The sequence below is a fragment of the Glutamicibacter sp. genome (genome assembly GCF_035257265.1).
Lineage (GTDB): Bacteria > Actinomycetota > Actinomycetes > Actinomycetales > Micrococcaceae > Glutamicibacter.
Genome location: NZ_DATEXC010000038.1, coordinates 440,989 through 462,401, shown reverse-complemented (window position 1 = coordinate 462,401; position 21,413 = coordinate 440,989). Strand labels below are relative to the sequence as shown.

The 21,413-nt window shown below is 56.8% G+C and carries 21 protein-coding genes; 9 read left to right on the top strand and 12 right to left on the bottom strand.

Features of this window, described 5'->3' with window-relative positions; translation table 11 throughout:
- Positions 1-48 precede the first annotated feature (48 nt).
- Complete coding sequence (gene greA, locus VJ369_RS10940; RefSeq protein ID WP_324092091.1) at positions 49-543, bottom strand: transcription elongation factor GreA; 495 nt, start codon at positions 541-543, stop codon at positions 49-51.
- Positions 544-833: 290 nt separating this feature from the next.
- Entirely contained in the window at positions 834-1,253 is a 420-nt protein-coding gene (locus VJ369_RS10935) for a DUF4307 domain-containing protein (RefSeq protein WP_324092090.1), read from the bottom strand.
- A 207-nt stretch (positions 1,254-1,460) separates the two neighbouring features.
- Between VJ369_RS10935 and mca the strand changes: the two genes are divergently transcribed.
- From mca to VJ369_RS10910, 5 genes are all read left to right on the top strand, one after another.
- Complete coding sequence (gene mca / locus VJ369_RS10930; protein WP_324092106.1) at positions 1,461-2,327, top strand: mycothiol conjugate amidase Mca; 867 nt, start codon at positions 1,461-1,463, stop codon at positions 2,325-2,327.
- 43 nt (positions 2,328-2,370) lie between these two features.
- On the top strand, positions 2,371-2,652 hold the full coding sequence (locus VJ369_RS10925; protein ID WP_324092089.1) for a hypothetical protein: 282 nt from the start codon (positions 2,371-2,373) through the stop codon (positions 2,650-2,652).
- A gap of 160 nt (positions 2,653-2,812) precedes the next feature.
- On the top strand, positions 2,813-4,921 hold the full coding sequence (locus VJ369_RS10920) for a thioredoxin domain-containing protein (RefSeq protein WP_324092088.1): 2,109 nt from the start codon (positions 2,813-2,815) through the stop codon (positions 4,919-4,921).
- 99 nt (positions 4,922-5,020) lie between these two features.
- Positions 5,021-5,782: an isoprenyl transferase gene (locus VJ369_RS10915; RefSeq protein ID WP_324092087.1), complete on the top strand. Its 762-nt coding sequence runs from the start codon at positions 5,021-5,023 to the stop codon at positions 5,780-5,782.
- 257 nt (positions 5,783-6,039) lie between these two features.
- Positions 6,040-7,353, top strand: coding sequence for a PhoH family protein (locus tag VJ369_RS10910; RefSeq protein ID WP_324092086.1), 1,314 nt, complete (start codon positions 6,040-6,042; stop codon positions 7,351-7,353).
- On the opposite strand, the gene VJ369_RS10905 is transcribed toward VJ369_RS10910, so the two are convergent.
- Positions 7,350-8,144: a hypothetical protein gene (locus tag VJ369_RS10905; protein WP_324092085.1), complete on the bottom strand. Its 795-nt coding sequence runs from the start codon at positions 8,142-8,144 to the stop codon at positions 7,350-7,352. The genes VJ369_RS10910 and VJ369_RS10905 overlap by 4 nt on opposite strands.
- A gap of 90 nt (positions 8,145-8,234) precedes the next feature.
- Here VJ369_RS10905 and VJ369_RS10900 point away from each other — a divergent pair, with 90 nt between their 5' ends.
- Positions 8,235-8,723, top strand: coding sequence for an A24 family peptidase (locus VJ369_RS10900; protein WP_324092084.1), 489 nt, complete (start codon positions 8,235-8,237; stop codon positions 8,721-8,723).
- Positions 8,724-8,727: 4 nt separating this feature from the next.
- A complete protein-coding gene (locus VJ369_RS10895) occupies positions 8,728-9,192 on the top strand; it encodes an NUDIX domain-containing protein (RefSeq protein WP_324092083.1) in 465 nt (154 codons plus the stop codon).
- A 95-nt stretch (positions 9,193-9,287) separates the two neighbouring features.
- Here VJ369_RS10895 and VJ369_RS10890 read toward each other — a convergent pair whose 3' ends face one another.
- Complete coding sequence (locus VJ369_RS10890) at positions 9,288-10,982, bottom strand: MDR family MFS transporter (RefSeq protein WP_324092082.1); 1,695 nt, start codon at positions 10,980-10,982, stop codon at positions 9,288-9,290.
- Entirely contained in the window at positions 10,979-11,689 is a 711-nt protein-coding gene (locus VJ369_RS10885; RefSeq protein WP_324092081.1) for a TetR/AcrR family transcriptional regulator, read from the bottom strand. Before VJ369_RS10885 ends, VJ369_RS10890 begins: the two co-directional genes overlap by 4 nt.
- A 115-nt stretch (positions 11,690-11,804) precedes the next feature.
- On the opposite strand from VJ369_RS10885, the gene VJ369_RS10880 reads away from it, so the two are divergent.
- A complete protein-coding gene (locus tag VJ369_RS10880; protein ID WP_324092080.1) occupies positions 11,805-12,371 on the top strand; it encodes a GNAT family N-acetyltransferase in 567 nt (188 codons plus the stop codon).
- A 101-nt stretch (positions 12,372-12,472) separates the two neighbouring features.
- Here the strand turns inward: VJ369_RS10880 and VJ369_RS10875 are convergent, their stop codons facing one another.
- The 3 genes from VJ369_RS10875 to VJ369_RS10865 form a co-directional block, all read right to left on the bottom strand.
- Positions 12,473-13,885 carry a class II fumarate hydratase gene (locus VJ369_RS10875; protein WP_324092079.1) on the bottom strand — a complete coding sequence of 471 codons (1,413 nt, stop codon included), beginning with the start codon at positions 13,883-13,885 and terminating at the stop codon, positions 12,473-12,475.
- A 154-nt stretch (positions 13,886-14,039) separates the two neighbouring features.
- Complete coding sequence (locus VJ369_RS10870) at positions 14,040-14,669, bottom strand: carbonic anhydrase (protein WP_324092078.1); 630 nt, start codon at positions 14,667-14,669, stop codon at positions 14,040-14,042.
- Between the two features lie 63 nt (positions 14,670-14,732).
- Positions 14,733-15,389 (bottom strand): DUF4245 domain-containing protein, encoded by a 657-nt coding sequence (locus tag VJ369_RS10865; protein WP_324092077.1) that lies wholly within the window; start codon positions 15,387-15,389, stop codon positions 14,733-14,735.
- A 146-nt stretch (positions 15,390-15,535) separates the two neighbouring features.
- On the opposite strand from VJ369_RS10865, the gene glpX reads away from it, so the two are divergent.
- Entirely contained in the window at positions 15,536-16,570 is a 1,035-nt protein-coding gene (glpX, locus tag VJ369_RS10860) for a class II fructose-bisphosphatase (RefSeq protein ID WP_096256586.1), read from the top strand.
- Positions 16,571-16,644: 74 nt separating this feature from the next.
- On the opposite strand, the gene manA is transcribed toward glpX, so the two are convergent.
- The 4 genes from manA to VJ369_RS10840 all read right to left on the bottom strand — a co-directional run bounded on the left by manA (position 16,645) and on the right by VJ369_RS10840 (position 21,316).
- Positions 16,645-17,859: a mannose-6-phosphate isomerase, class I gene (manA, locus tag VJ369_RS10855; RefSeq protein WP_324092076.1), complete on the bottom strand. Its 1,215-nt coding sequence runs from the start codon at positions 17,857-17,859 to the stop codon at positions 16,645-16,647.
- Between the two features lie 83 nt (positions 17,860-17,942).
- On the bottom strand, positions 17,943-19,553 hold the full coding sequence (locus tag VJ369_RS10850) for an LCP family protein (protein WP_324092075.1): 1,611 nt from the start codon (positions 19,551-19,553) through the stop codon (positions 17,943-17,945).
- Between the two features lie 17 nt (positions 19,554-19,570).
- Positions 19,571-20,110 carry a 5-(carboxyamino)imidazole ribonucleotide mutase gene (gene purE / locus VJ369_RS10845; protein ID WP_414652647.1) on the bottom strand — a complete coding sequence of 180 codons (540 nt, stop codon included), beginning with the start codon at positions 20,108-20,110 and terminating at the stop codon, positions 19,571-19,573.
- A gap of 45 nt (positions 20,111-20,155) precedes the next feature.
- Positions 20,156-21,316 (bottom strand): 5-(carboxyamino)imidazole ribonucleotide synthase, encoded by a 1,161-nt coding sequence (locus VJ369_RS10840; protein ID WP_324092074.1) that lies wholly within the window; start codon positions 21,314-21,316, stop codon positions 20,156-20,158.
- Positions 21,317-21,413 lie beyond the last annotated feature (97 nt).

The following is a 21,413-nucleotide window of genomic DNA, read 5'->3' as shown; positions in this document are numbered from 1 at the left end:
TGGCTCGGCACCCCGGGGTGCCGAGCCACTAATTTAATACGAGGAGAATTAGCCCTCGAAAGGTGTCGCGGAAACAATTTCCACGGCGATATCGCGTCCGTTAGGCGCGGTGTAAGTCAGCTTGTCGCCAACCTTCTTGCCATGAACTGCCTGGCCGATAGGGGACTGCTCGGAGTAGACCTCTAGGTCGCTGTCGCCAGCAACCTCGCGGGAACCAAACAAGAAGGTGGTCTCATCGCCGGCGATGGTGGCTACTACCAACATGCCTGGCTCGACAACTCCGTCATCTGCAGGCGCGTCGCCAACGTGGGCGCGGCGTAGCAGATCCTTCAGATACAAGATACGGGCCTCGGCCTTGCCTTGCTCCTCACGAGCAGCGTGGTAGCCACCGTTCTCCTTGAGGTCACCCTCCGAACGTGCCTGCTCGATGCGGGCGACAATTTCGGTGCGACCTGGACCGGAGAGGAAGGTCAGTTCAGTCTGAAGGCGGTCGAAGGCCTCCTGAGTCAGCCACACGACAGGTTCGTTGCTGTTGGTGCTCACGTTGTACTTCCTTTGGTCAGTCAGGGATTTCTTCTGTGTACCGTCCACGCTGGGCGGTAAAGCCAAACGCCACCATGCGGTGGCGTTGAAGAAATCAGATTCGGTACGAATTGGTGATCTGTCGAATTTCGGCGGATTCAAGCAAAGACCCCGCTAGGCTCCTGTTCCAGTTGATCTTCAACTGGGCGCACAAACCGATGCGGGGTGAAACGTACTTTCCCACGATAATAGTCGCGATTGGGAAATAATCCCAATGCGTTCAGCTCTGGGGTTGAAGAATGTCTGCTTTATTACCTGGTGAACTCGTTCGGCACCTTGTAACAAGACTCAACGCCGGCAGTTACCGCAAGATTGTCGGTGTGCATCGGGACCGTCAGACGTTTGGTGGTCAATACACCGGGGTCGGTTGGCTCAAGCAGGACGGTATTAAACCCGACGGTGGCCTTTGACTCATTCATCGCGCGTACATCGCATTGCAAACGGTACTTGGAATTATATTCGACCTCGATGACCGCTGTGGCTTGAGAGGAGGATTGCACCGAAAAATTGATGTCTTGGGCGCTGATGGCACTAAAATTACTAAAGCCAACCCAGGCCGCTCCGACTACTCCGACGGTCAATGCACCACCGATGAGCAAGTTACGTGTGCGCTTAGTCAGCGGGCGCTTGTTGGGGTTGTTGTATCGAGCCGTTAAGCTTGGATCAGACATTGCTTACCCTGTACTACTCTCTGCCGCCGACTATGAGATGTCTCTAGTCTACCTGTCGGGTCTTCAGGGAATAACGCAGGGCTACGTGAGAGTTGTCATTGATGGTATGCCATATCGGCATGCCGGCCTGTTCACAGTGCAGAAGGAAGAGTTTACGTGGAGATTCACGACGTGAAGAAGTTAGCGCCGTCCCAGGGGCTGCGTCTCATGGCGATTCATGCCCACCCGGATGACGAGTCATCCAAGGGCGCTGCCACCATGGCCGCTTATGTTGATGCCGGCGCAGAGGTGATGGTTGTCAGCTGCACCGGTGGTGAACGTGGTGACATCCTGAATGCTGCCGTTGGCGAACTCGCGCACGCGCACCGTGATCTGCCGGGGGTACGCCGCACCGAAATGGCTGAAGCCGCCTCGGTCTTGGGCATCCAGCACCGCTGGCTGGGATATGTCGATTCGGGCCTGCCCGAAGGTGACCCGCTGCCAGAACTCCCATTTGGTGCCTTTGCCTTGCAGCCGGTAGAAATCGCTGCAGCAGGCATCATCAAGTTGATTCGTGAGTTCCGCCCGCACGTCATCACCACCTATGACGAAAACGGCGGGTACCCGCACCCGGATCATATTCACTGCCACAAGGTCTCGGCTTTCGCCTTCGAGCAGGCTGGCAACGCACAGTTGTATCCCGAGCTAGGGGAGCCTTGGGAAGTCGACAAGCTTTATTATGACCGTGCGTTCTCCTCGGATCGTTTGCGTACTCTGCACTATGCGATGCTGGAAGGTGGCTACGAATCCCCGTACACCGAGCGCGTCGCAAAGTGGGAAAATGACGAAGAGAACGAAATGTTCAAGTGGGTTTCACCACATACCACAACCACCCAGGTGCACTGCGCAGATTATTTCACGTTGCGCGATCAGGCACTCCTAGCGCACCGAACACAGATTGACCCGGAGGGATTCTTCTTCGCGGTCCCAGAACATATTTATGCCGAGTCCTGGCCGTGGGAGGACTACACGCTGATTTCGTCAAAGGTTGCCACACAACTGCCTGAAACAGATCTGTTTGCCGGACTAAGATAGAACCAAGTACCAACTAGTTCCAGAAAAGAGTTGTCCCCACACCGTGAATGCGATTTACGCGACCATGATGGTTGCGAGTACCAATGTGCAGAACGAAGCGCTGGACGAGAACGGTTACGGCCCGGGTTTCCTCGGCTTCGTGTTCACCGCGTTTCTGGCACTGGCAGTAATCTTCCTGATTCGTGACATGGTGCGCCGCGTCCGTCGTGTCCGTTACGCCTCGGAAGCCGAATCCAAGCAGAATGAGCTGATGCTCAAGGGCGAGAACCGACCAATTCAAGAGCCTACCGATCCAGTGGATCCGAAGACCTCCGAAGACAGCTAGGCCACAGAGCCTGAAGCAGGCCTCATGCTGACCCGCCACTGAGTGGAAGGGCAGCCTGAGGCCTTTTCTTTTGCCGCGGGGTACGGCGCATCGCTCAGCCTTTGGCCGAATCAGAGGTGAGGAAGGACACCACGGTGGCGTGGTGAGGCAGAATGGCGTCATGGGACAACGAATCGCCAATAGCTCCAGCGCCTACCTTCGCCAGCACTCGCATCAAGAGGTTGACTGGTGGCCCTATGGGGATGAAGCCTTCGAACAGGCCCGCCTGCGCGACGTGCCGGTGATGCTTTCTATAGGTTATGCGGCCTGCCACTGGTGCCACGTGATGAGCCATGAATCTTTTGATGACCCGCAGATCGCCCAAAAACTCAACGATAACTTTATTTCCATCAAAGTAGACCGCGAAGAACACCCGCTGGTCGACGACACCTACATGATGGCAACCCAGGCACTCACGGGGGCCGGAGGTTGGCCCATGACAATCTTTGCGATGCCCGACGGACGTGCCTTCCATACGGGCACCTACTATCCACGTGAGCCCCGCGGAAAAATTCCGTCATTCACCCAATTAGTAGACGCGGTCCATCAAGGATGGGAAGAACACCGGGAAGGGCTCGAAGAGCAAGCCCAGCTGCTCGCTGATCACCTCGCCGAGCTGGGGTCACGTCAAGGCACCCTGCTGACGATGAGCACTGACTCCACGGTTACCGAGGCGCTGCGTCAGGCCAGCCGTCACTGGATTGCCACGAGCAAGGCCGAGGGTGGCTTCACCGCTGCACCAAAGTTCCCACCTACCTGGGCACTGAAGACCATGTGGCGCTCGGTGCTCCTAGACGGAGAACTTGGGACCGAAGCCATTGAACCACTGGCGACAACCCTGGAAGCGATACTGCTTGGCGGTCTGCGAGATCATCTTTCCGGCGGCTTTGCCCGCTATTGTGTGGATGAAAATTGGACGATCCCGCACTTTGAAAAAATGCTCTACGACAACGCCGGCTTACTTTCTTTATGCGCGCATACCGCGGTCTTCGCAACACAGTATGCGCTTCAGCATCCCCAGCACGAGCAGCGAGCCACCCAGCTGGCGCAGTTAGCCCGCCAAGCGGCGCTGGATACGGCGGGCTTCTTGAGCAACGACCTTTTGACCGCCGAATCCGGTGCGCCCCACCGCGCTTTTGCCGCATCGCTAGACGCAGACTCGTTGCGCGGCACGTCAAGCGTCGAAGGGGCAGCCTATACGTTCACCAGAGAAGAATGCCTCGAAGCAGTACGCCGAGCAGGTGTCCAGCTGCCCACGGACATGGTACGGCTAGCTGGCATTGCTGAAGACCCTGGCTATTATCACGTCTCGTTGACCCGGGTACCGGTTGACGGAGAGACCCGGATTTGGGATGCCTTCAGAGCCGAACTGCGCACCGTGCGCGCCACCAGACCAAGTCCGGGACGCGATGAGAAGATCATCGCCGGATGGAATGGGCTTGCCATTGAAGCGCTCGCCGAAGCCGGCGAACTACTCGATGAACCACAACTCGCCCAGCTGGCGGAACAGGTGGCCACCACGCTATGGGAGGTGCACTGGGATGCGCAGAATCAAACGCTGGCGCGTGTGAGTTTTGCCGGTCAACGCTCGGCGGATAACGAGGGCACCTTAGAAGACTATGCCGGGCTTACCCTCGGGTTCTTAGCGCTCACCCAGAGCCCGCACTACAGTGTGTGGCAAGAACGTGCCGGCCTGCTGATCGGAAAAACCGCACAGTTCATCGATGTGGAGACCGGGATTCCTCGCGATGCCTTGGCACTCGATGACCGCTTGAGCAAACAACGCTCACAGATTGCCCCGGTGACAGTACTCGACGACGCCATTCCTGCTGCCGCTGCGCTCTACGCCAAGGCGCTGAGCCGGCTAGCTATCCAGCGGATGGCCGACGAGAATTTTGACGATTCGGGCCAGGAGCAATTTGACCTGGCACACCGGCTTAGCGCTCACGGTGTGGCGCTCGCCGGTCAAGCTCCTACTCAAGTAGCCACGGCTCTTGAGGTGCAGTCGGTACTCGACTCGGCGGTCCATTATGTGAAGTTAAACGGTGCAGACGCAGCCGAGCACCAGCATTTGCGGAGCCTATGCCGCGCTCTGGGGATCGAAGTCCGAAGCTCAGCGCAGCCTGCTTCCGGCGCGCAAGGCCTGGAAATTCAGCCTTGCCGGTTGGCGCTGTGTAATCTTCCGGTGCACGATGTTTCATCGTTGCTGACTTTGTTGGCAGGCAAATAAGCATTGGCTGCGGACGCTTGGCTGCACGGTGTTGCGGGGGAAACACGATAGATTTAGTTTAAAGAAAACTTTTGAACGTGTGCGAAAGCGAGGAACCCGGTGCGTCTTCCCTCTCTTGTGTACCGTTTCTATGAACGGCGCCTAGCGAAGTCGTTACCCGGTGACAAACTGCCCCACCACATCGGTGTCATGGTTGATGGTAATCGCCGCTGGGCGAAACTAGCAGGCAGCCCCACGATGGCCGGTCATCAGGCCGGCGCGGATAAGATCCTTGAGTTCCTCGAATGGTGTGAGGACTTAGGCATCAAGGTCGTCACCCTCTACATGCTTTCTACCGACAACCTCAACCGCGAACCCAGCGAGCTGCGTGATTTGCTGGAAGTCATCGGCAACACGCTGGATCGATTGGGCGAAACGAACCAGGTGAAGGTGCAGCAGGTCGGGGCGTTAGATGTGTTGCCTGCGGATCTCGCAGCGAAACTTGCCGCGCTGGAAACAAGCACCGCACAGCGGACCGGAGTTCACGTCAACGTGGCCATTGGCTACGGTGGACGACGTGAAATTATCGATGCGATTAAGTCCTTGCTGCGCGATGCTACCGAACACGGTCGGTCATTGGAGAGTGTCAGTGATTCGCTGAGTATCGAAGAACTCGAATCGTACTTGTACACCAAGGGGCAGCCCGATCCGGATCTGGTGATTCGCACCAGTGGTGAGCAACGCCTGAGCGGCTTCCTAACCTGGCAAAGTGCCTACTCGGAGTTCTATTTCTGTGAAGCTCTCTGGCCGGATTTCCGTCGCGTCGACTTCTTACGTGCACTGCGCGATTTTGCCGATCGCCAGCGCCGGTTCGGTGCTTAAAACGTCCGCTGAGTTGGCAGGTATTGATCGTTTCCGAAAATGATACTTTGCCGTAACCTGTTGGAGCAGTTGGCCGTCTATGGTGAGGATATGGCGGGACGCTAAAGTCCCGTCAAACCGAAAGGTTCCTCACTAGATGACAAGATGCGGCGTACACACGAAGCGATTCGTGGTTCACCCTTGGCATCCGGTGGTGGAGCTTCCCACTAAAGCGTGGGGAGTATCCCCACGCCGGATTCGAGAATGGGTGCGCTGTTATGACCCGAACTACCAACTCGGCCGTCCGCACATACGTCATTGACACTTCGGTGTTGTTGTCGGACCCGAAAGCGATGTTCCACTTCGAGGAGCACCATGTGGTGATCCCGTTGACAGTCATTACCGAGCTGGAGCATAAGCGCAAAGATCCGGATCTGGGCTTTTTCGCGCGACAAGCATTGCGCTTGCTCGATGAACTGATCTCCAGCCACGGCGGACTATCCCAGCCTGTCCCGGTCTCCGACGCCGGAGGAACCCTGCGCATTGAGCTGAACAACATCGCCTCCGATGTTCTGCCCGTGGGAATGCGCTCGGCAGAAAACGACACCCGTATTCTTGCGGTGGCAAAGCACCTGCTTGATGAAGGCCAAGACGTGGCGTTGGTGACCAAGGACTTGCCCATGCGCATCAGGGCTTCCGCCATTGGTATCCATGCCGAGGTTTACCGTAATGAATTGATCGCCTCCACCGGATGGAGCGGGGTTCAATCATTGGAGCTAGACGAAGCGAGCATGGCTACGCTCTATGAGTCAGAAAAGCTCATCAATCTCCCCGAAGCCAGCCAGAGCCCGATCAATACCGGCTTTGTCATTACCTCGCCCAGAGGCAGCGCGTTGGCGCGCAAGGTCACGGCCGACACCGTCAAGCTGGTCCGTGGTGACCAGCAAGCTTTCGGACTGCATGGAAGAAGCGCTGAGCAGCGTATTGCACTGGACCTGTTGCTGGATCCCAACGTGGGAATCGTGTCGATGGGTGGCAGCGCAGGTACAGGAAAATCCGCTCTGGCCTTATGCGCCGGGATGGAAGCGGTGCTCGAACGCCGCGAACACCGAAAGATCACGGTGTTCCGCCCGCTCTATGCGGTCGGTGGTCAGGAGCTTGGGTATTTGCCCGGTTCCGAAGGGGAGAAAATGGGGCCCTGGGCCCAAGCGGTCTTCGACACTCTCGGATCCATCGTGTCTAAGAACGCCATCGATGAGGTAGTCGAACGCGGCTTGCTCGAAGTATTGCCGCTGACCCACATTCGGGGACGCTCCCTGCACGATTCTTTCGTGATTGTCGACGAGGCCCAGTCGCTGGAACGCAATGTACTGCTTACGGTCCTTTCACGGATCGGGCAGAACTCAAAGGTCGTGCTCACCCATGACGTAGCACAGCGGGATAACCTGCATGTTGGAAGACACGATGGGGTCTCTGCCGTGGTTGAACAGCTTAAAGGCCATAGCCTCTTCGGGCATGTGACCCTGATGCGTTCGGAACGTTCGGCTATCGCCGCGCTGGTCACCGAAATGCTGGATGGTCCGCTGACCTAAGATGTGGCGCGCACCGTCCACGGGATGTGTGCGCGCACATCTGTCATCGTCGGGGTGGGGCTGGTGAACAAAGAGTCGATATAGTACTCATTTTTCGCCAACACCGTGGTGCTCAGCGGGGCCTGATTGCTGCCCAGAATCCTGCGTTCAACGCATATTCCGGTCTCAAGATCCAACACGATCAATGTTCGGGACCCGACCGGAACTAAAGCGAACACCGGGCTGGCTGGCTGGTAATTATGCCCGGCGGTGAGCACCGCCGAAAGTTGCGCGCGTCCGTGCGGGCTACGCGTCGCGGAGAGCTCATGAATATAGGTGGGGTGTTCAAAAGCTAGATCCAAGGAAGCTGGCTCGGTGCCCGCCAGCTCATAGGGATCAAGTACGGACGCCAAAAAATCCAGTGGCAATAAGTCTTGATAGCCCTCGATGTGCGGGCGTCTGGCAATGAGATGGTCTTCGGTGTAAACCGGGGATGTGAGCGAGGCAGGTAAGGACCAGGAAGAGCTGGTGGCGGCCACATAGTCCTGGCCTCGGTCTGCAGTAAAAAGTTCACGTTGATAGCAGACGGTATCTTCGTGGTTGCTGATCGCGATCGCTTCCCGCCCGCGCAGTATTAGCCCCAAGGTACCGTGTAGACCCGCTTGGGCCAGGTGTTCAGGAACGTTAAGTTCCAGGCGCAGTGAAGTGCTCAGCCACGGTGCGGAGCGAGCCAGCGCACGGAAACGCCGCCGGGCGACAGAATCAGGTGCCGGGTGATCGGGAAATAACTGCTCGGAAGCTGACGTGATCATAATTCCAGTGTAGAAGCACCCGTGTTATTCACAACCCAGCACCTCACACTAGAGCACTTCGGGTACTAGACCTATGCTCTAGATATGATCATGCTCTGGCAAGAATCTTCGTGGACCGCTCTACTGCTGGTGCTGTTCTGCGCGAGTTTCCTTTGTTTCGGAGTGCTTTTATCGATGACAGACATCAAAGAGCATCGGCTGCCGAACAGGTTATTACTTCGCTGGGGAGTTATAAGTGCGCTGCTTCTGCTCGGGCTGAGCATGGTGCGCGGGGACTACTTTCCATTGCTCAATGCCGGGATGGGCGCGCTCATTTTTGGTGGGGCGTATCTGATACTCGCGCTGATTTCGCGTGGAGCCATGGGCATGGGAGACGTGAAGCTTGCGCTTGTGCTGGGCCTGAATGTGGGCTACTTTTCCTTATCGTCCCTCTTCGTGGCCAGTGTGTTCGCGTTTGTTTTGGCTAGCTTAGTGGTGCTGAGTGGAATGATCGCTGGCAAACTGAACGCGAAGTCGGCGGTGGCCTTTGGCCCGTTCATGATCCTAGGTGCAGCACTAGCTTTGCTTATGACACCATAGGGCCATGACAACTCCGGAATTCATCACCGATCTGCGCACCCGTATTGGACATGATCTGCTCTGGCTGAGCGGGGTGAAGGTCGTGGTTTTTCGCGGATCTCAGGTCTTGCTGGTGCGCAGGGTGGACAACGGACTGTGGACCTTGCCCGCGGGAATCATTGAACCAGGCGATGAAGCCTCGCATACCGCGATCCGTGAAGTTTTGGAGGAGACCGGCGTGCACTGTGAGCTGACGCATTTATCAGGTGTGGGAGTGACCGAACCTGCAACCTATCCAAATGGTGACCACGCGCAGTATTTAGATATCGTATTTCGTGCCATCCATTTGGGCGGCGAAGCACGAATCAACGATGACGAGAATTTAGAAGTCGGTTATTTTGAACTTTCCGACCGCCCGAGCCTGCCGCCGCTCCATGAGCGAGCCATTGACTGGGCACTGAACCCGAAGCCCGGCGGGTACTTCGCCTGAGGCAAACGCCAACGCCCCGCACTAAGCGGCTCGCACCCACCCAAAATTTTCGGGGGGATAGCGGCGCTCGTACGGGGCGATGAAGCGCTGGAAGCTCACTGCTCCTTGGGATGCTCCACCGAGGAGTCAGTAGCTGATGAACCATGATCGGTCACCAGAACTCCACCACCTTGTTTGGCAGCGCGTTCGGCCTCTTCAAGTTCCTTGGCTTCCAGACCGCCGATGGCCTCACCACGGGCCACCATACCGGCGGTGTCCGAGAGCGGAACCTGCTTAAGGAACAGCGCCAGGACGAAGGCTAGAAGGATGAAGGGAATCAGGTACCAGAACACCGGAGCCAACGAGTCGGCGTAGGCGGTGACAATACCATCGCGTAGCTGCTCTGGGAGCTGGGCCAAGGTCTGCGGGTCCAAGGTAGCCGTCGCGTTGCCGGCATCGGCCGCGCTCGCGCCGGAGGCTGTGAAGACCTCGGTGAGATTTTCCGAGAGTCGATTGGTGAACATTGCACCGAAGATTGCCACACCCAAGGATGCGCCCACTTCACGGAAGTAGTTATTCGTCGACGTGGCGGTACCGACCATTATCGGATCTACCGCGTTCTGCACCACAAGCACTACTACCTGCATGATCAGGCCTAGACCTGTGCCAAAGACAAACAGGTACACGCAGATAAGCCACAACGGGGTGCTGGCACTCAACGTGGTGAATGCGAGCATTGCCAGGGCAGTGACCAGGGCGCCGGCAATCGGGTAGCCCTTATACTTGCCGGATTTGGTGATGGCGATACCAGACCAAATGCTGGTACCCATCATGCCCACCATCATTGGCAGCATCAACAGACCCGATACGGCCGCCGAGGTCCCGGAGGACATCTGCAGGAAGGTTGGCACGAAGGCGATAGCCGCAAACATGCCCAGACCCAATGTAAAGCCGATCGCCGTAGCGTTGATGAAGATGCGGTTTTTGAATAGCGACAGCGGGATGATTGGATCTTCGGCGCGCGCTTCAACGATGACGAAGAGCACCGCTGCGGTCAGCATTCCAAGGCCCCAGCCCCAGGTTTCCAAAGCAGTCCAGCCGTGGTTTTTCGACCCGCCAAAGTCGGTGAAGAAAATCAGGCAGGTCGTTGCGATCGACAGCAACAGCACACCAAGAATATCGATTTTCTTGGTGGACTTCTTATTCGGGATGGTCAGCGCAAACCAAGCAATCAAGAACGCGCCGATGCCGATAGGGATGTTGATGTAGAAAGCCCACTGCCAGGTCAAATGGTCTACAAAGAATCCACCGAGTAACGGACCGGCAACCGCCGAGAGACCAAAGATAGCACCCAGCGGGCCCATGTACTTGCCGCGCTGGGACGCCGGGACGATGTCGGCAATGATTGCCTGCGAGAGGATCATCAGGCCACCGCCGCCCAGACCCTGCATTGCTCGGAAGAAGACGAAGGTCCAGAAAGTACCGGCGAAGGCTGCGCCGACGGAAGCTAAGGTGAACAGCGCGATGGCAATGAGGAAGAGGTTGCGACGGCCAAGGACGTCACCGAACTTGCCATAAATCGGCATCACTATGGTGGTGGCCAGCAGGTAGGCGGTGGTGATCCAGGCCTGGTGTTCGACGCCGCCGAGCTGTCCAACGATGGTTGGCATTGCGGTGGACACGATGGTCTGGTCTAAGGAGGAAAGCATCATTCCGGCGATGAGCGCGGAGAAAATGATCCAAATCCTTCGTTGCGTCAGGAGCAACGGCGCCGATTCCGGGGATTTCCGGGATTCGGTGGTTGAAGTCATGCGTGGGATCCTTGCGAGATATGAGAGTCGAGCGGGGTGGCGCTCGTTGGGGGAAGAGTGAGCGGTTGGCGGTTAATTTCGTGTGCCATCGTGAGCACCGCGAGATATTCCTCAGCCAACGAACGTCCGCTGTCCGCGGCCAAATAACGATCGACGGCTTTGAACGCGGCGAACTGCAGAGAATGAACCAATAGTTCAAGCCCCGGGTGCGTAGCCTCAACGCCTTCGCGTTGAGCGATGAGTTTCACGAATTCGGCCTGGCGCTCGGGACCGACCTTGACCATTCGCTCTAAGAGTTCCGGCTCACGGTGTACCGCGGCGAAGAACCCTTGGGTGCTGCCGATGGCCTGTTCGTCACGGTTGAGCAGTTCGATGAACAAGGCGACAAGATCTGCCTGCAGGGTAGGGGAGATCCCCTGGATCCCGGTTGGACGCGAGGCCCTGAACCGGTCTAAAGCGTCGGCCGGGATCCCGTCATCGTCGTGGCCGAAAACTGCGTCGATTTTTGCGGCGAAGTAATTGAAGAAAGTGCGCCGTGAGATGCCCACCCCAGCGCAGAGCTGGTCGACGGTGAACCCGGCAAAGCCGTGTTCTGCAGTCAGTTCGCGTGCATGCCGGGTGATCGACAGTCGTGTTTTTTGCATGCGCGCGCTGAGCCCGGCGGGAGCGGTATCCGGAACAGCGCCGGTAATTGCACTATTATTCACAAGATGCAGTTTTGCACTTGCTGGCGCCTCAGTGCAAATTAAGTAAGCGGGAGCACAATCTGAGCTCGACCGCTGAACGCGCGCGAGTGTACTGCCTCGTAATAGGCTGTGATCCATGACCTCGTTACGACTGCTCCCACCCAGCGCTCACCTGCATGAATCATGGCTTCGCAACACGGAAGAATGGGAGGGCGCGGACCAACAGGGCGCTTCGGTCTTCTTGGCAGATAAAAACGGTTGGGACCTGAAAAATCCCAAAGATTTCTCGCACTGGGTGCGTTTGCTCAACGACCTTGCAGAAACACAGAATCAGCCCCCGGCAGGATTCGTCAATCAGCGCACGCTATGGCTGGAACGGGACGAAGAATACCTCGGCGCGGTAAGTCTGCGTTATGCGCTGATCAACGATTTTCTTCAAGTCGTGGGCGGGCACATTGGCTATGGAATTCGTCCAAGTGCCCGTGGGGAAGGCCTTGCAGCAAGAGCCTTGATGGCAATGCTTGAAGTAGCTAGAGCTCGCGGAATGCAAAGGGTGCTGCTCACCTGTGATGATTCAAATATTGGTTCAGCAAAATCGATTGTGGCCTGCGGAGGACAGCTCGAAAAGATTCTCCCAGTGGCCCAGCTCGCCGCCCAATTTGGCTCTGTTGCGCCCGTTCGAAGATATTGGATCGATCTCTAAGCCTGCGTAGTTGAGCAACGCCGCAAGCCGGCCACCCTGAGAAAGTCCCAGGGTGGCCGGCTTGCAGCAATTTTAATCTCAGCGGTAATCCGGAATACGGTTTAGTACTTCCCGGTCATCGTCGAAACGTTTAGCAACTCATCAAGCTGTGCTTCGGTGACTTCGCCGCGTTCTACGAAGCCTAAAGCAATGGTCGCTTCACGCACCGTCAGGGCCTCAGCCACAGCCTTCTTTGCAATTTTAGCGGCGTTCTCATAGCCGATGAGCTTGTTGAGTGGAGTCACGATAGATGGTGAAGCTTCGGCGAGGAAACGAGCGCGTTCCACATTCGCGGTAATCCCATCGACCATTTTCTCTGCCATCACGCGCGAAACATTTGAGAGCAGGCGAATGGATTCGAGCAGGTTGGAGGCCATCACCGGGATGCCCACGTTCAGCTCGAAGGCCCCATTGGTTCCTGCCCACGCGATGGTGGTGTCGTTGCCGATCACCTGAGCGGCAACCTGTATGGCGGCCTCGGAGATGACCGGGTTGACCTTGCCCGGCATGATGGAGGAACCGGGCTGGAGGTCCGGGATGGAGATCTCGCCTAGGCCGGTATTGGGGCCGGAACCCATCCAGCGAAGATCATTGGCAATTTTGATGATCGAGATCGCAATGGTCCGCAGTGCAGCGGAACCTTCAACAAGACCGTCACGATTCGCCTGAGCTTCAAAGTGGTTGCGTGCCTCGGTGATCTGCAAACCGGTGTCTTCGCGCAAGAACTCCAGAACTTGAGCCGGGAAACCTTCGGGAGTGTTGATCCCGGTACCGACGGCGGTGCCACCGAGTGGGACCTCAGCTACCCGGGGAAGCGCAGCTTCAATTCGTTCCACGCCGTAACGGATCTGTGCTGCGTACCCGCCGAATTCCTGTCCGAGGGTCACCGGTGTTGCATCCATCAGGTGTGTGCGCCCGGACTTCACCACATCCTTGAACTCCGCTTTCTTGGATTCAAGTGAAACCGCCAGTGATTCCAAGGCTGGAATAAGCTCGTTAACCAGCGCATTGGTGGCCGCTACGTGTACTGAGGTCGGGAAAACATCGTTGGAAGACTGTGAGGCGTTCACGTGATCGTTGGGATGGACCTCGGTCGAGCTGCCTGCCTCTTTCAAAGCACGGGTAGCTAATTCGGCGAGCACCTCGTTGGTGTTCATATTCGAGCTGGTGCCCGACCCGGTTTGAAAAACATCGATAGGGAAATGCTCGTCAAAGTCTCCGGTGGCGACCAGGTCTGCCGCGGCCACGATTGCGTCTGCACGTTCGGCATCCAAAACACCCAACGCCTGATTAGCGCGCGCAGCAGCCTTTTTAACCTGCGCCAGCGCCTTGATGTGGGCGGGTTCGAGTTTTTTCCCAGAGATCGGGAAATTCTCAACTGCGCGTTGGGTCTGTGCCCGGTAGAGAGCGTGTGCCGGGACCCGGACTTTTCCCATAGTGTCGTGTTCGATGCGGAATTCGTTGTTGTCGCTCATGAAGCTCACCCTACGCCTGGAACGCAGTGTCCAAAAGGGATCTGCCTCTAACATCACAGCCGCTAGTGATGTTGGAGAAACTGGGAATAAATTGAGAGTTAAACAAAAGTGGTCCGCGGGTGAACCGCGGACCACTTATTGCTTGGCTTGAGGTTTACTCAAGGCCCATGCTTGAAACTAGCTGAGCTTCACCTTCGGCAAGCTTGTAGGCCACGCCTGCTACTGCGGTTCGTCCCTCAGCAATGGCGGTTTCGATGATGCTCGAAAGATCTACCAGACGTGCGGTGGTCTGTTTAACGTGTTCGACCACGGTGCCATTTACGTCGGTAATATTGGATCGCTCCGCGGCGAACACCGACGGGATGATGTGCTCCACGAGGTCGCGCACGAAGCCCTTAGGCATGTCGCCTGACTCTTTGGCATCGATGGCCGCGGTGACCGCGCCACAGCTGTCATGGCCCAGAATAACGATCAGCGGAATGTTCAGGATATCAACGGCGAATTCCAAAGATCCCAAGCTGGCGGGATCAAGCACGTGACCGGCGGTACGCACCACGAAGACATCTCCCAAGCCGACATCAAAAATGATTTCTGCCGCAAGGCGTGAATCGGAGCAACCGAAAATTACTGCAAAGGGTTCCTGGCCGTTGACCAAGGACTCTCGCCGAGCGCCATCCTGATTGGGGTGCTGAGTGTTGCCGAGGATGAATCGCTGATTGCCATTTGTCAGCTTCTCCCAAGCCTGCTGTGGAGTTAGTGCCGATTTGCCGTGTTCAGATTCCATAATTCGAATTCTACGCCGATGCCAGGGTGTTCTTTCCACTTACTGACATCGTCGATGCAAAAATTACAGACCCTGAGCTTCGGCGGCCTGAACGACGGTCATCAGTTCTTCTTCGCCGGTGTCGCTGGAAATAATCAGCGTGGATTCCTTGAAAGTGGAAATCATGTAAACCGTTTGGTCCTTCTTGCGAACTTCCCAATTGTGGCCGTTAATGACTCGTTCATCACTTGGAACCGCGTTGTCGGTTACCAATGCGATCCATGTGGGGTTCGCATCTGCGCTCTGGCGGACATAAACGAAGTTTGTCTCATCCATCACCAAACCGAATTCCCAGTAGGAGACGTCTTGGATCTGGTTGCTCTTCCAGCGGGCGAAGTTTGCGTATTCATCGCCGGAAACCTGCGGCGCAAAGACCTCAAAGTCGGCGACGCCCGATACCTCGTTGGCCACAGCCTGCAGATCTACCGGATGCTGGAAGGATTCTTCCTTGTTAGCAGGGTTCAGCAGCAACAGCGGAATGACCACCGCGATGGTGAAACCCACCGATAGGAGCATGCCCTTAAAAGTCTGGTTTGCACGCTTTGACTGCTTCTCGGTCAGCAGGGGTGTGAATGGCAGATCCTCAAAGGTCGCTTCGGGGTCGTTCAAATCACGACGTACCGGCTGTTCGCCTACCGGGGCATCATTCTGGGAAGTATTCTCTGGCTGCACATTTCCCATTCTCCCCGAAGTTCCTGTGCAAATCGAACCGAGGTGCCCAATCACACGTTGACGCTTGCGCAGTTTAAGCGACATGAACTACAAGCAGAAAAACGATGGGGATATGATGGAGGTGTTTGCATAGGCGCAATGACTACGACTCAGTGATGGGATCTTTCGTGACCGAAGACAACAATTATGCCCACCTATCTCCACGACTGTCGGTAACCGACGCGGAACCGGACCGTAACCTCGCACTGGAGCTGGTGCGCGCAACTGAAGCGGCAGCCATCGCTTCATCCCCGTGGGTTGGATTCGGTGACAAGAATGCTGCCGACGGCGCTGCAGTAGATGCCATGCGTGGCCTGCTATCCACAGTGAACTTCAACGGCGTCGTGGTAATCGGCGAAGGCGAAAAAGACGAAGCCCCGATGCTGTTCAACGGCGAACAGGTTGGCAACGGCTCCGGAGCCGAATGCGATGTTGCAGTCGACCCAATCGATGGCACTCGCTTGACCGCACTTGGTCTGAACAACGCCCTGTCGGTGCTGGCTGTGGCCGACCGCGGCTCGATGTTTGATCCTTCGGCCGTTTTCTACATGGAAAAGCTGGTGACCGGTCCCGAAGCGGCTGACCTGGTTGACCTGCGTTTGCCGGTGAAGCAGAACTTGCACCTGATCGCGAAAGCCAAGGGCAAGAAGATCAGCCAGATCACCGTCACCTTGCTGGACCGCCCACGCCATGCCGGACTGATCGAAGAAATTCGTGCCGCCGGCGCACGCACCAAGCTTTTGATGGACGGCGACGTTGCAGGCGCCATCGCGGCAACCCGTGAAGGTACCGGCGTTGACGCCTTGATGGGTATCGGCGGCACCCCAGAGGGTATCGTCACCGCATGTGCCATCAAGGCCATGGGCGGCGTGATTCAGGGCCGGCTGTGGCCAACCGATGATGACGAGAAGCAGAAGGCGATCGACGCCGGCCATGAACTAGGCCGCGTGTTAACCACCAACGATCTGGTCACTTCCGACAACTGCTACTTCGCAGCCACCGGCATCACCGATGGTGATCTGCTGCGCGGAGTACGTTACAAGAACGGTCGCATCCACACCCAGTCGATCGTGACTCGTGCCAAGTCTGGCACCATCCGCTTTGTTGATGGTGAGCACCAGCAGGACAAGTGGGAAGCGTACACCCGCTAAAAACACGTTAACAATTCAAGCCGCTGGTTTCCCCTTCAGGGGAAGCCAGCGGCTTGAATTGTTAAAAAGACTGATTAGTTCGATTTTTCCTGCGCGCTGGCGGCAAAAAGCGTGGCTGGGTCGGAGCTGCGCGAAATAGCGCTTACCGGCAGATCTTCTGCAGTGATGAATGCCGAATCACCACGGGAGAGCTGCAGGGTCTGTGCGGCAGATTCCAAAGTGAATGCCCCGGCGGTGCAGAGCACTACCGCTGCACCGTGCAGCTGCAACTCGGTACGCAGCTGTGCCTGGTCAGTCTGGATAACCTGCAACTGGAATTCGTCAAAGTTTGGCTGGAACAGCTGGGAATGATCTGAAACCTTGTCACCTGCCAACAGCGGAGCCGCGGTGGGCTCGGCGATGGAGATCTCCAGCAGTTCGGGAACATCGATGTGTTTGCTGGTCAGCCCGCCGCGTAGCACGTTGTCTGAATTCGCCATCACCTCGATACCGAGCCCGCGCAGGTAAGCATGCACATTGCCGGCGCCGAGGCTGATCGCCTCGCCAGGCTTCAAGAACACTAAGTTCAGCAGCAGTGCCACCAAGACGCCCGCGTCGCCTGGATAGATCTCGTTGATCCTGACCAACTCGGCTAGCTGGACGTTCACTTGCAGCGTTGGATCCGCGGAGATCGCTCCGCATAGGTTGAGCACGAGATCGCTGATTGGGCGCCCGCCGGTAAGCACGTAGCTCAGCGTGTGCCCCAGCGGTTCGGCCCCTTCCAGCAAGTGAATCAGCTCGTTGACAAGTTTTGTGTCGTTGGTAGAAAGCCGGGGCAGGAAAAGACGCAAGTCAGCAACGATGTCTTGGGGAAGGCGGAAGCCTGATAACGCGACAAAATCGGTGAGTGCGTAAAGCATTTCCGGTTTATGGTTGTCATCTTTGTAGTTTCGATTCGCCGCATCGCGGGCGAGGCCTGCTGCATCTTCCATGGCGAAGCGTGCACGGGCTTGGCCTAGGGTCGGGTGGACTTGAATCGACAACGGTTGGGAAGCAGAGAGTACCTTGAACAGGAACGGCAATCGGCCGTAGCGTGCAAAGATATCTTCCCCGAGCGTTCGCTCAGGATCTGCTTCGATGGCCTCGTGCAGGGGCTGTCCGCTGTCCAGCACCGTGCTCGGACACCCCGGATGGGCGCCGAGCCATAACTCCGCCTGAGGGCTGATGATTGCCGGTTGCCCCAACAATTCAGTGATCTCTTGTGTTGAACCCCAGTGGTAGTCCCGAATGGAATTTTTCAACTCAAACACGTTTTGTACCCTTATCTTTCACTAACGATCATGGTTTCAAAACGGTCGGGGGGTCGTAACCGTGGCGTAACCGTGAGGGCTCTTTATGGAACCGAGCATTCGTCGTTGTTTGCGGCAATCTGAGCCAGACGCGAATTCTGACCAATCATTTCAAGCTCAACCAGGTACTGCTCATCGATGGGAGAGCCATCACGCTTGGTCATTGGCACATCATCACCGTTGGAAAGCTTCGGTGCATCGTTGACGTCCGTTGCATCCTTTGGAGCTTCAGCGGAGCTACTTGCCTCGGTGGAGTCCTTGGATTTTTTCGGGGCCTCAGACTTTTTGGATTCCTTTGGCTTCTCCGGTGCGTTCTGCTTTTCAATGATTCCGTTGATTCGATCATGGATCTGATCAAATTTCGGGTAGGTGGAGAACGAACGTTCAAAGTCTGGAGCGCCCAAGGTCAGACGGCTAAATGGTGTACCAGCGACCTTGTCTGCCACCGAAACGAAGGAACTGAGCTGGCTGGCGGGGATGTTCGTTTCAACCAGCTGTTCGCCTGCCTGCATGATGCTGCTGAAATTCGTCAGGATGGTCTGCGGGGTGAACTGCTTGATAATTGCCTGCTGCAGGCACTGCTGACGTTTGATGCGGTGGTAGTCATCGGTGAAATCACGCGAACGAGCAAACCAAAGCGCGTCCTTGCCGTTGAAGGTCTGTACGCCCGGCGCAAACCAGTGGGTATTGACCAGCGAGTTTTCCCACTTCTTGCCGTTGTAGGGGACCCAACCGCCGGAATCAATGGTGACCCCACCTAAGGCATCAACGAAGTTGGCGAAGCCTGCCATGTCAACCATGACATAGCCCTGAACTTGAAGATCGGTGGTTCCGGACAGCGCATCCATGACGGCCTGGGCTCCCACATTTTTTACCGAGTCAGGGAATGCGTCAGCATGGTTATCTACCGCATCGCGGTAAATGGCGTTGAACAAGCACTCGTCGCCGCAATCGTAGCCTTCGGGATAAACCGCAGCCATCGGGGTGCCCTTGGCGAAGCGCGCTTTCTGGAAGTTACGTGGAACGGAGATCATCAGCGATTTACCCGTTTTAGCGTCTACCGAAAGCAACGCAATGGAGTCGGTTCGCACTCCATCACGGTTTGAGCCGGAGTCTGCGCCCAGCACCGCAATGTTGTAACGGCCATCAACCGGGTCAAAGGCAGGGCCTTCGTCAAATACCTTGACGATGGTCTCGCGGCCGGTATTCAAAATGGAGGCGCCGTAAACGAAAATTCCACTGGTGGCGATGACCGCCGCTAGCGTGAAAATCGAAACGATTGCGCGCATCCCAGGAGCCAGCATTCCTGGCCTGATGATGAACAGCGTGTTGATGAACATGATCAGCCAGCCGACCGCGAGCACCGACAGTGCGACGATCAAAAACAGCTGGAAGTTAGGATGTGCCACCCAGCCAAGGATGATTGAGCGGTTGATAAAGTACAGGGCTGCGAGCAGGATCAGCACTGCCCAGCACAGCATGGTGACAGTGACCGCGATCCGTCCCAGCTTACGGTTTCCTGCAATGAGCTGAGCGCTGCCCGGAAAAATTATGGTCAGAACAACCAGAATTAGGGCGCGTTTGCTCCGGGCCGGAGACGAAATACTCTCCGGGTTCCGAAGCGGACTTGGAGCGCGGTGATTGGCAGAACCCATGTACTTAGTGACTTTCCTTAGGAAGAGAAGTTCTCGTTGGCAACCTCGGCACGCAACGCGGCGCCCTTGGCGTAGGCAGATTCGCGGAGCGAGTCTGCAAAGGCTAGCAACTTAACCTGTAACGACTTAGCAAGCTCATCGGTTCCCGATGCCAGCATACGCACAGCTAGCAGGCCAGCATTGCGGGCACCACCGATGGAGACGGTAGCTACCGGAACGCCGGCGGGCATCTGCACGATAGAGAGCAATGAATCCATTCCATCGAGCTTGGCTAATGGTACCGGAACCCCGACCACCGGAAGCGGCGTGACCGATGCGAGCATGCCCGGCAGGTGCGCTGCCCCGCCGGCGCCGGCGATGATTACGCGCAAGCCACGGGCGTGCGCCTGCTGACCGTACTCGATCATTTCGGTGGGCATGCGGTGTGCCGAGACAACATCAGCTTCGAAGGGTATGCCGAACTCGGTGAGCGCTTCGGCGGCGAGGCGCATGACGGGCCAGTCCGAGTCTGAGCCCATAACGAGTCCGACAAGTGGTGCTTGAGTCATTAGAATCATAATCCTTGAAAATTGTGGCTCAGTTTAGTGAGCATAGGTAAAAGCCTAAGCGGTCTCGCAGATGCCGTCGCGGATTAAGCTGGACACTGCATTGGCGCGTTCGCGTAGTTCGGCCACACTTTGCCCCTGCGCAGCAACCACGTTGACATGTCCGATCTTGCGTCCAGGGCGCACCGATTTGCCGTAGCTGTGAACTTTGACCTCTGGTGCGGCAGCCAACGCGGCTTGATAGGCAGAGAAGAGATCTTGATTTGCTCCACCCAAGAAGTTCTTCATTACGGTGAGCCCAAGTTCCCGGGTATCGCCCAATGGCAAATCCAAGACTGCGCGCAGGTGCTGTTCGAATTGGCTGGTGACAGAACCATTCATGGTCCAGTGCCCGGTGTTGTGTGGGCGCATGGCCAACTCGTTAATCACGAAGCCGGCACCCTGTCCGGGAGTTTCGAAGAGCTCTGCGGCCATGACGCCGGTGACGCCGAATTCTTCGGCGATACGGATGGCAGCCTGTGAGGCAGTAGCCGCAGTTTCATCGGAAATGTCTTGGGCGGGGGCAATGACTTCGTCGCAGACGCCTGCCACCTGAATGGTGTGGACTACCGGCCAGGCCTTGGTTTCGCCCGAAGGAGTGCGTGCCACCATGGCTGACAGCTCGCGGGTGAAGTCCACCTTGTCTTCGGCCAACAAGGCGCCGTGCGCGAACCAGTCTTCGCAGTCTTTGGCCTGTTCCGCATTATCGAGCATGCGTACGCCCTTGCCGTCATAACCGCCGCGTGGGGTTTTGAGTACAATCGGCCATCCGGTGTCCTCGCCGAAGGCAAGCAGCTCGGTTATATTCTCTACCTTCGCCCATGCCGGATTTGGCAGTCCGAGTTTTTCGATGGCCGCACGCATCACCAGCTTGTCCTGGGCGTGGATCAGAGCCGCGGGACGTGGCTGGACGTTGACTCCCTCATTGATGAGTGTGGTGAGGAACTCATTTGGAACATGCTCATGATCAAAGGTCACGACATCTTTACCCTGGGCAAACGCCCGCAGGGTAGCTAAGTCTTTGTAGTCGCCAACGGGCGCATCGGGCACGCAACGTGCCGCCGATACATCCGGACCTTCGGCGAGAACATGCAGTTCAAATCCGAGGTTCAGGGCCTCAGGGGCCAACATTCGGGCTAATTGCCCGCCACCAATCACACCAATTTTAGGGAAGCTCACTCTCCTAGGTTAGCGAAAGAGTTCCAGCTTCCTGTCTTCGCGTTGACTGATTACTCACGAAATCCGGGGTTTTGTCAGGAAATGCGGATAAAATAAG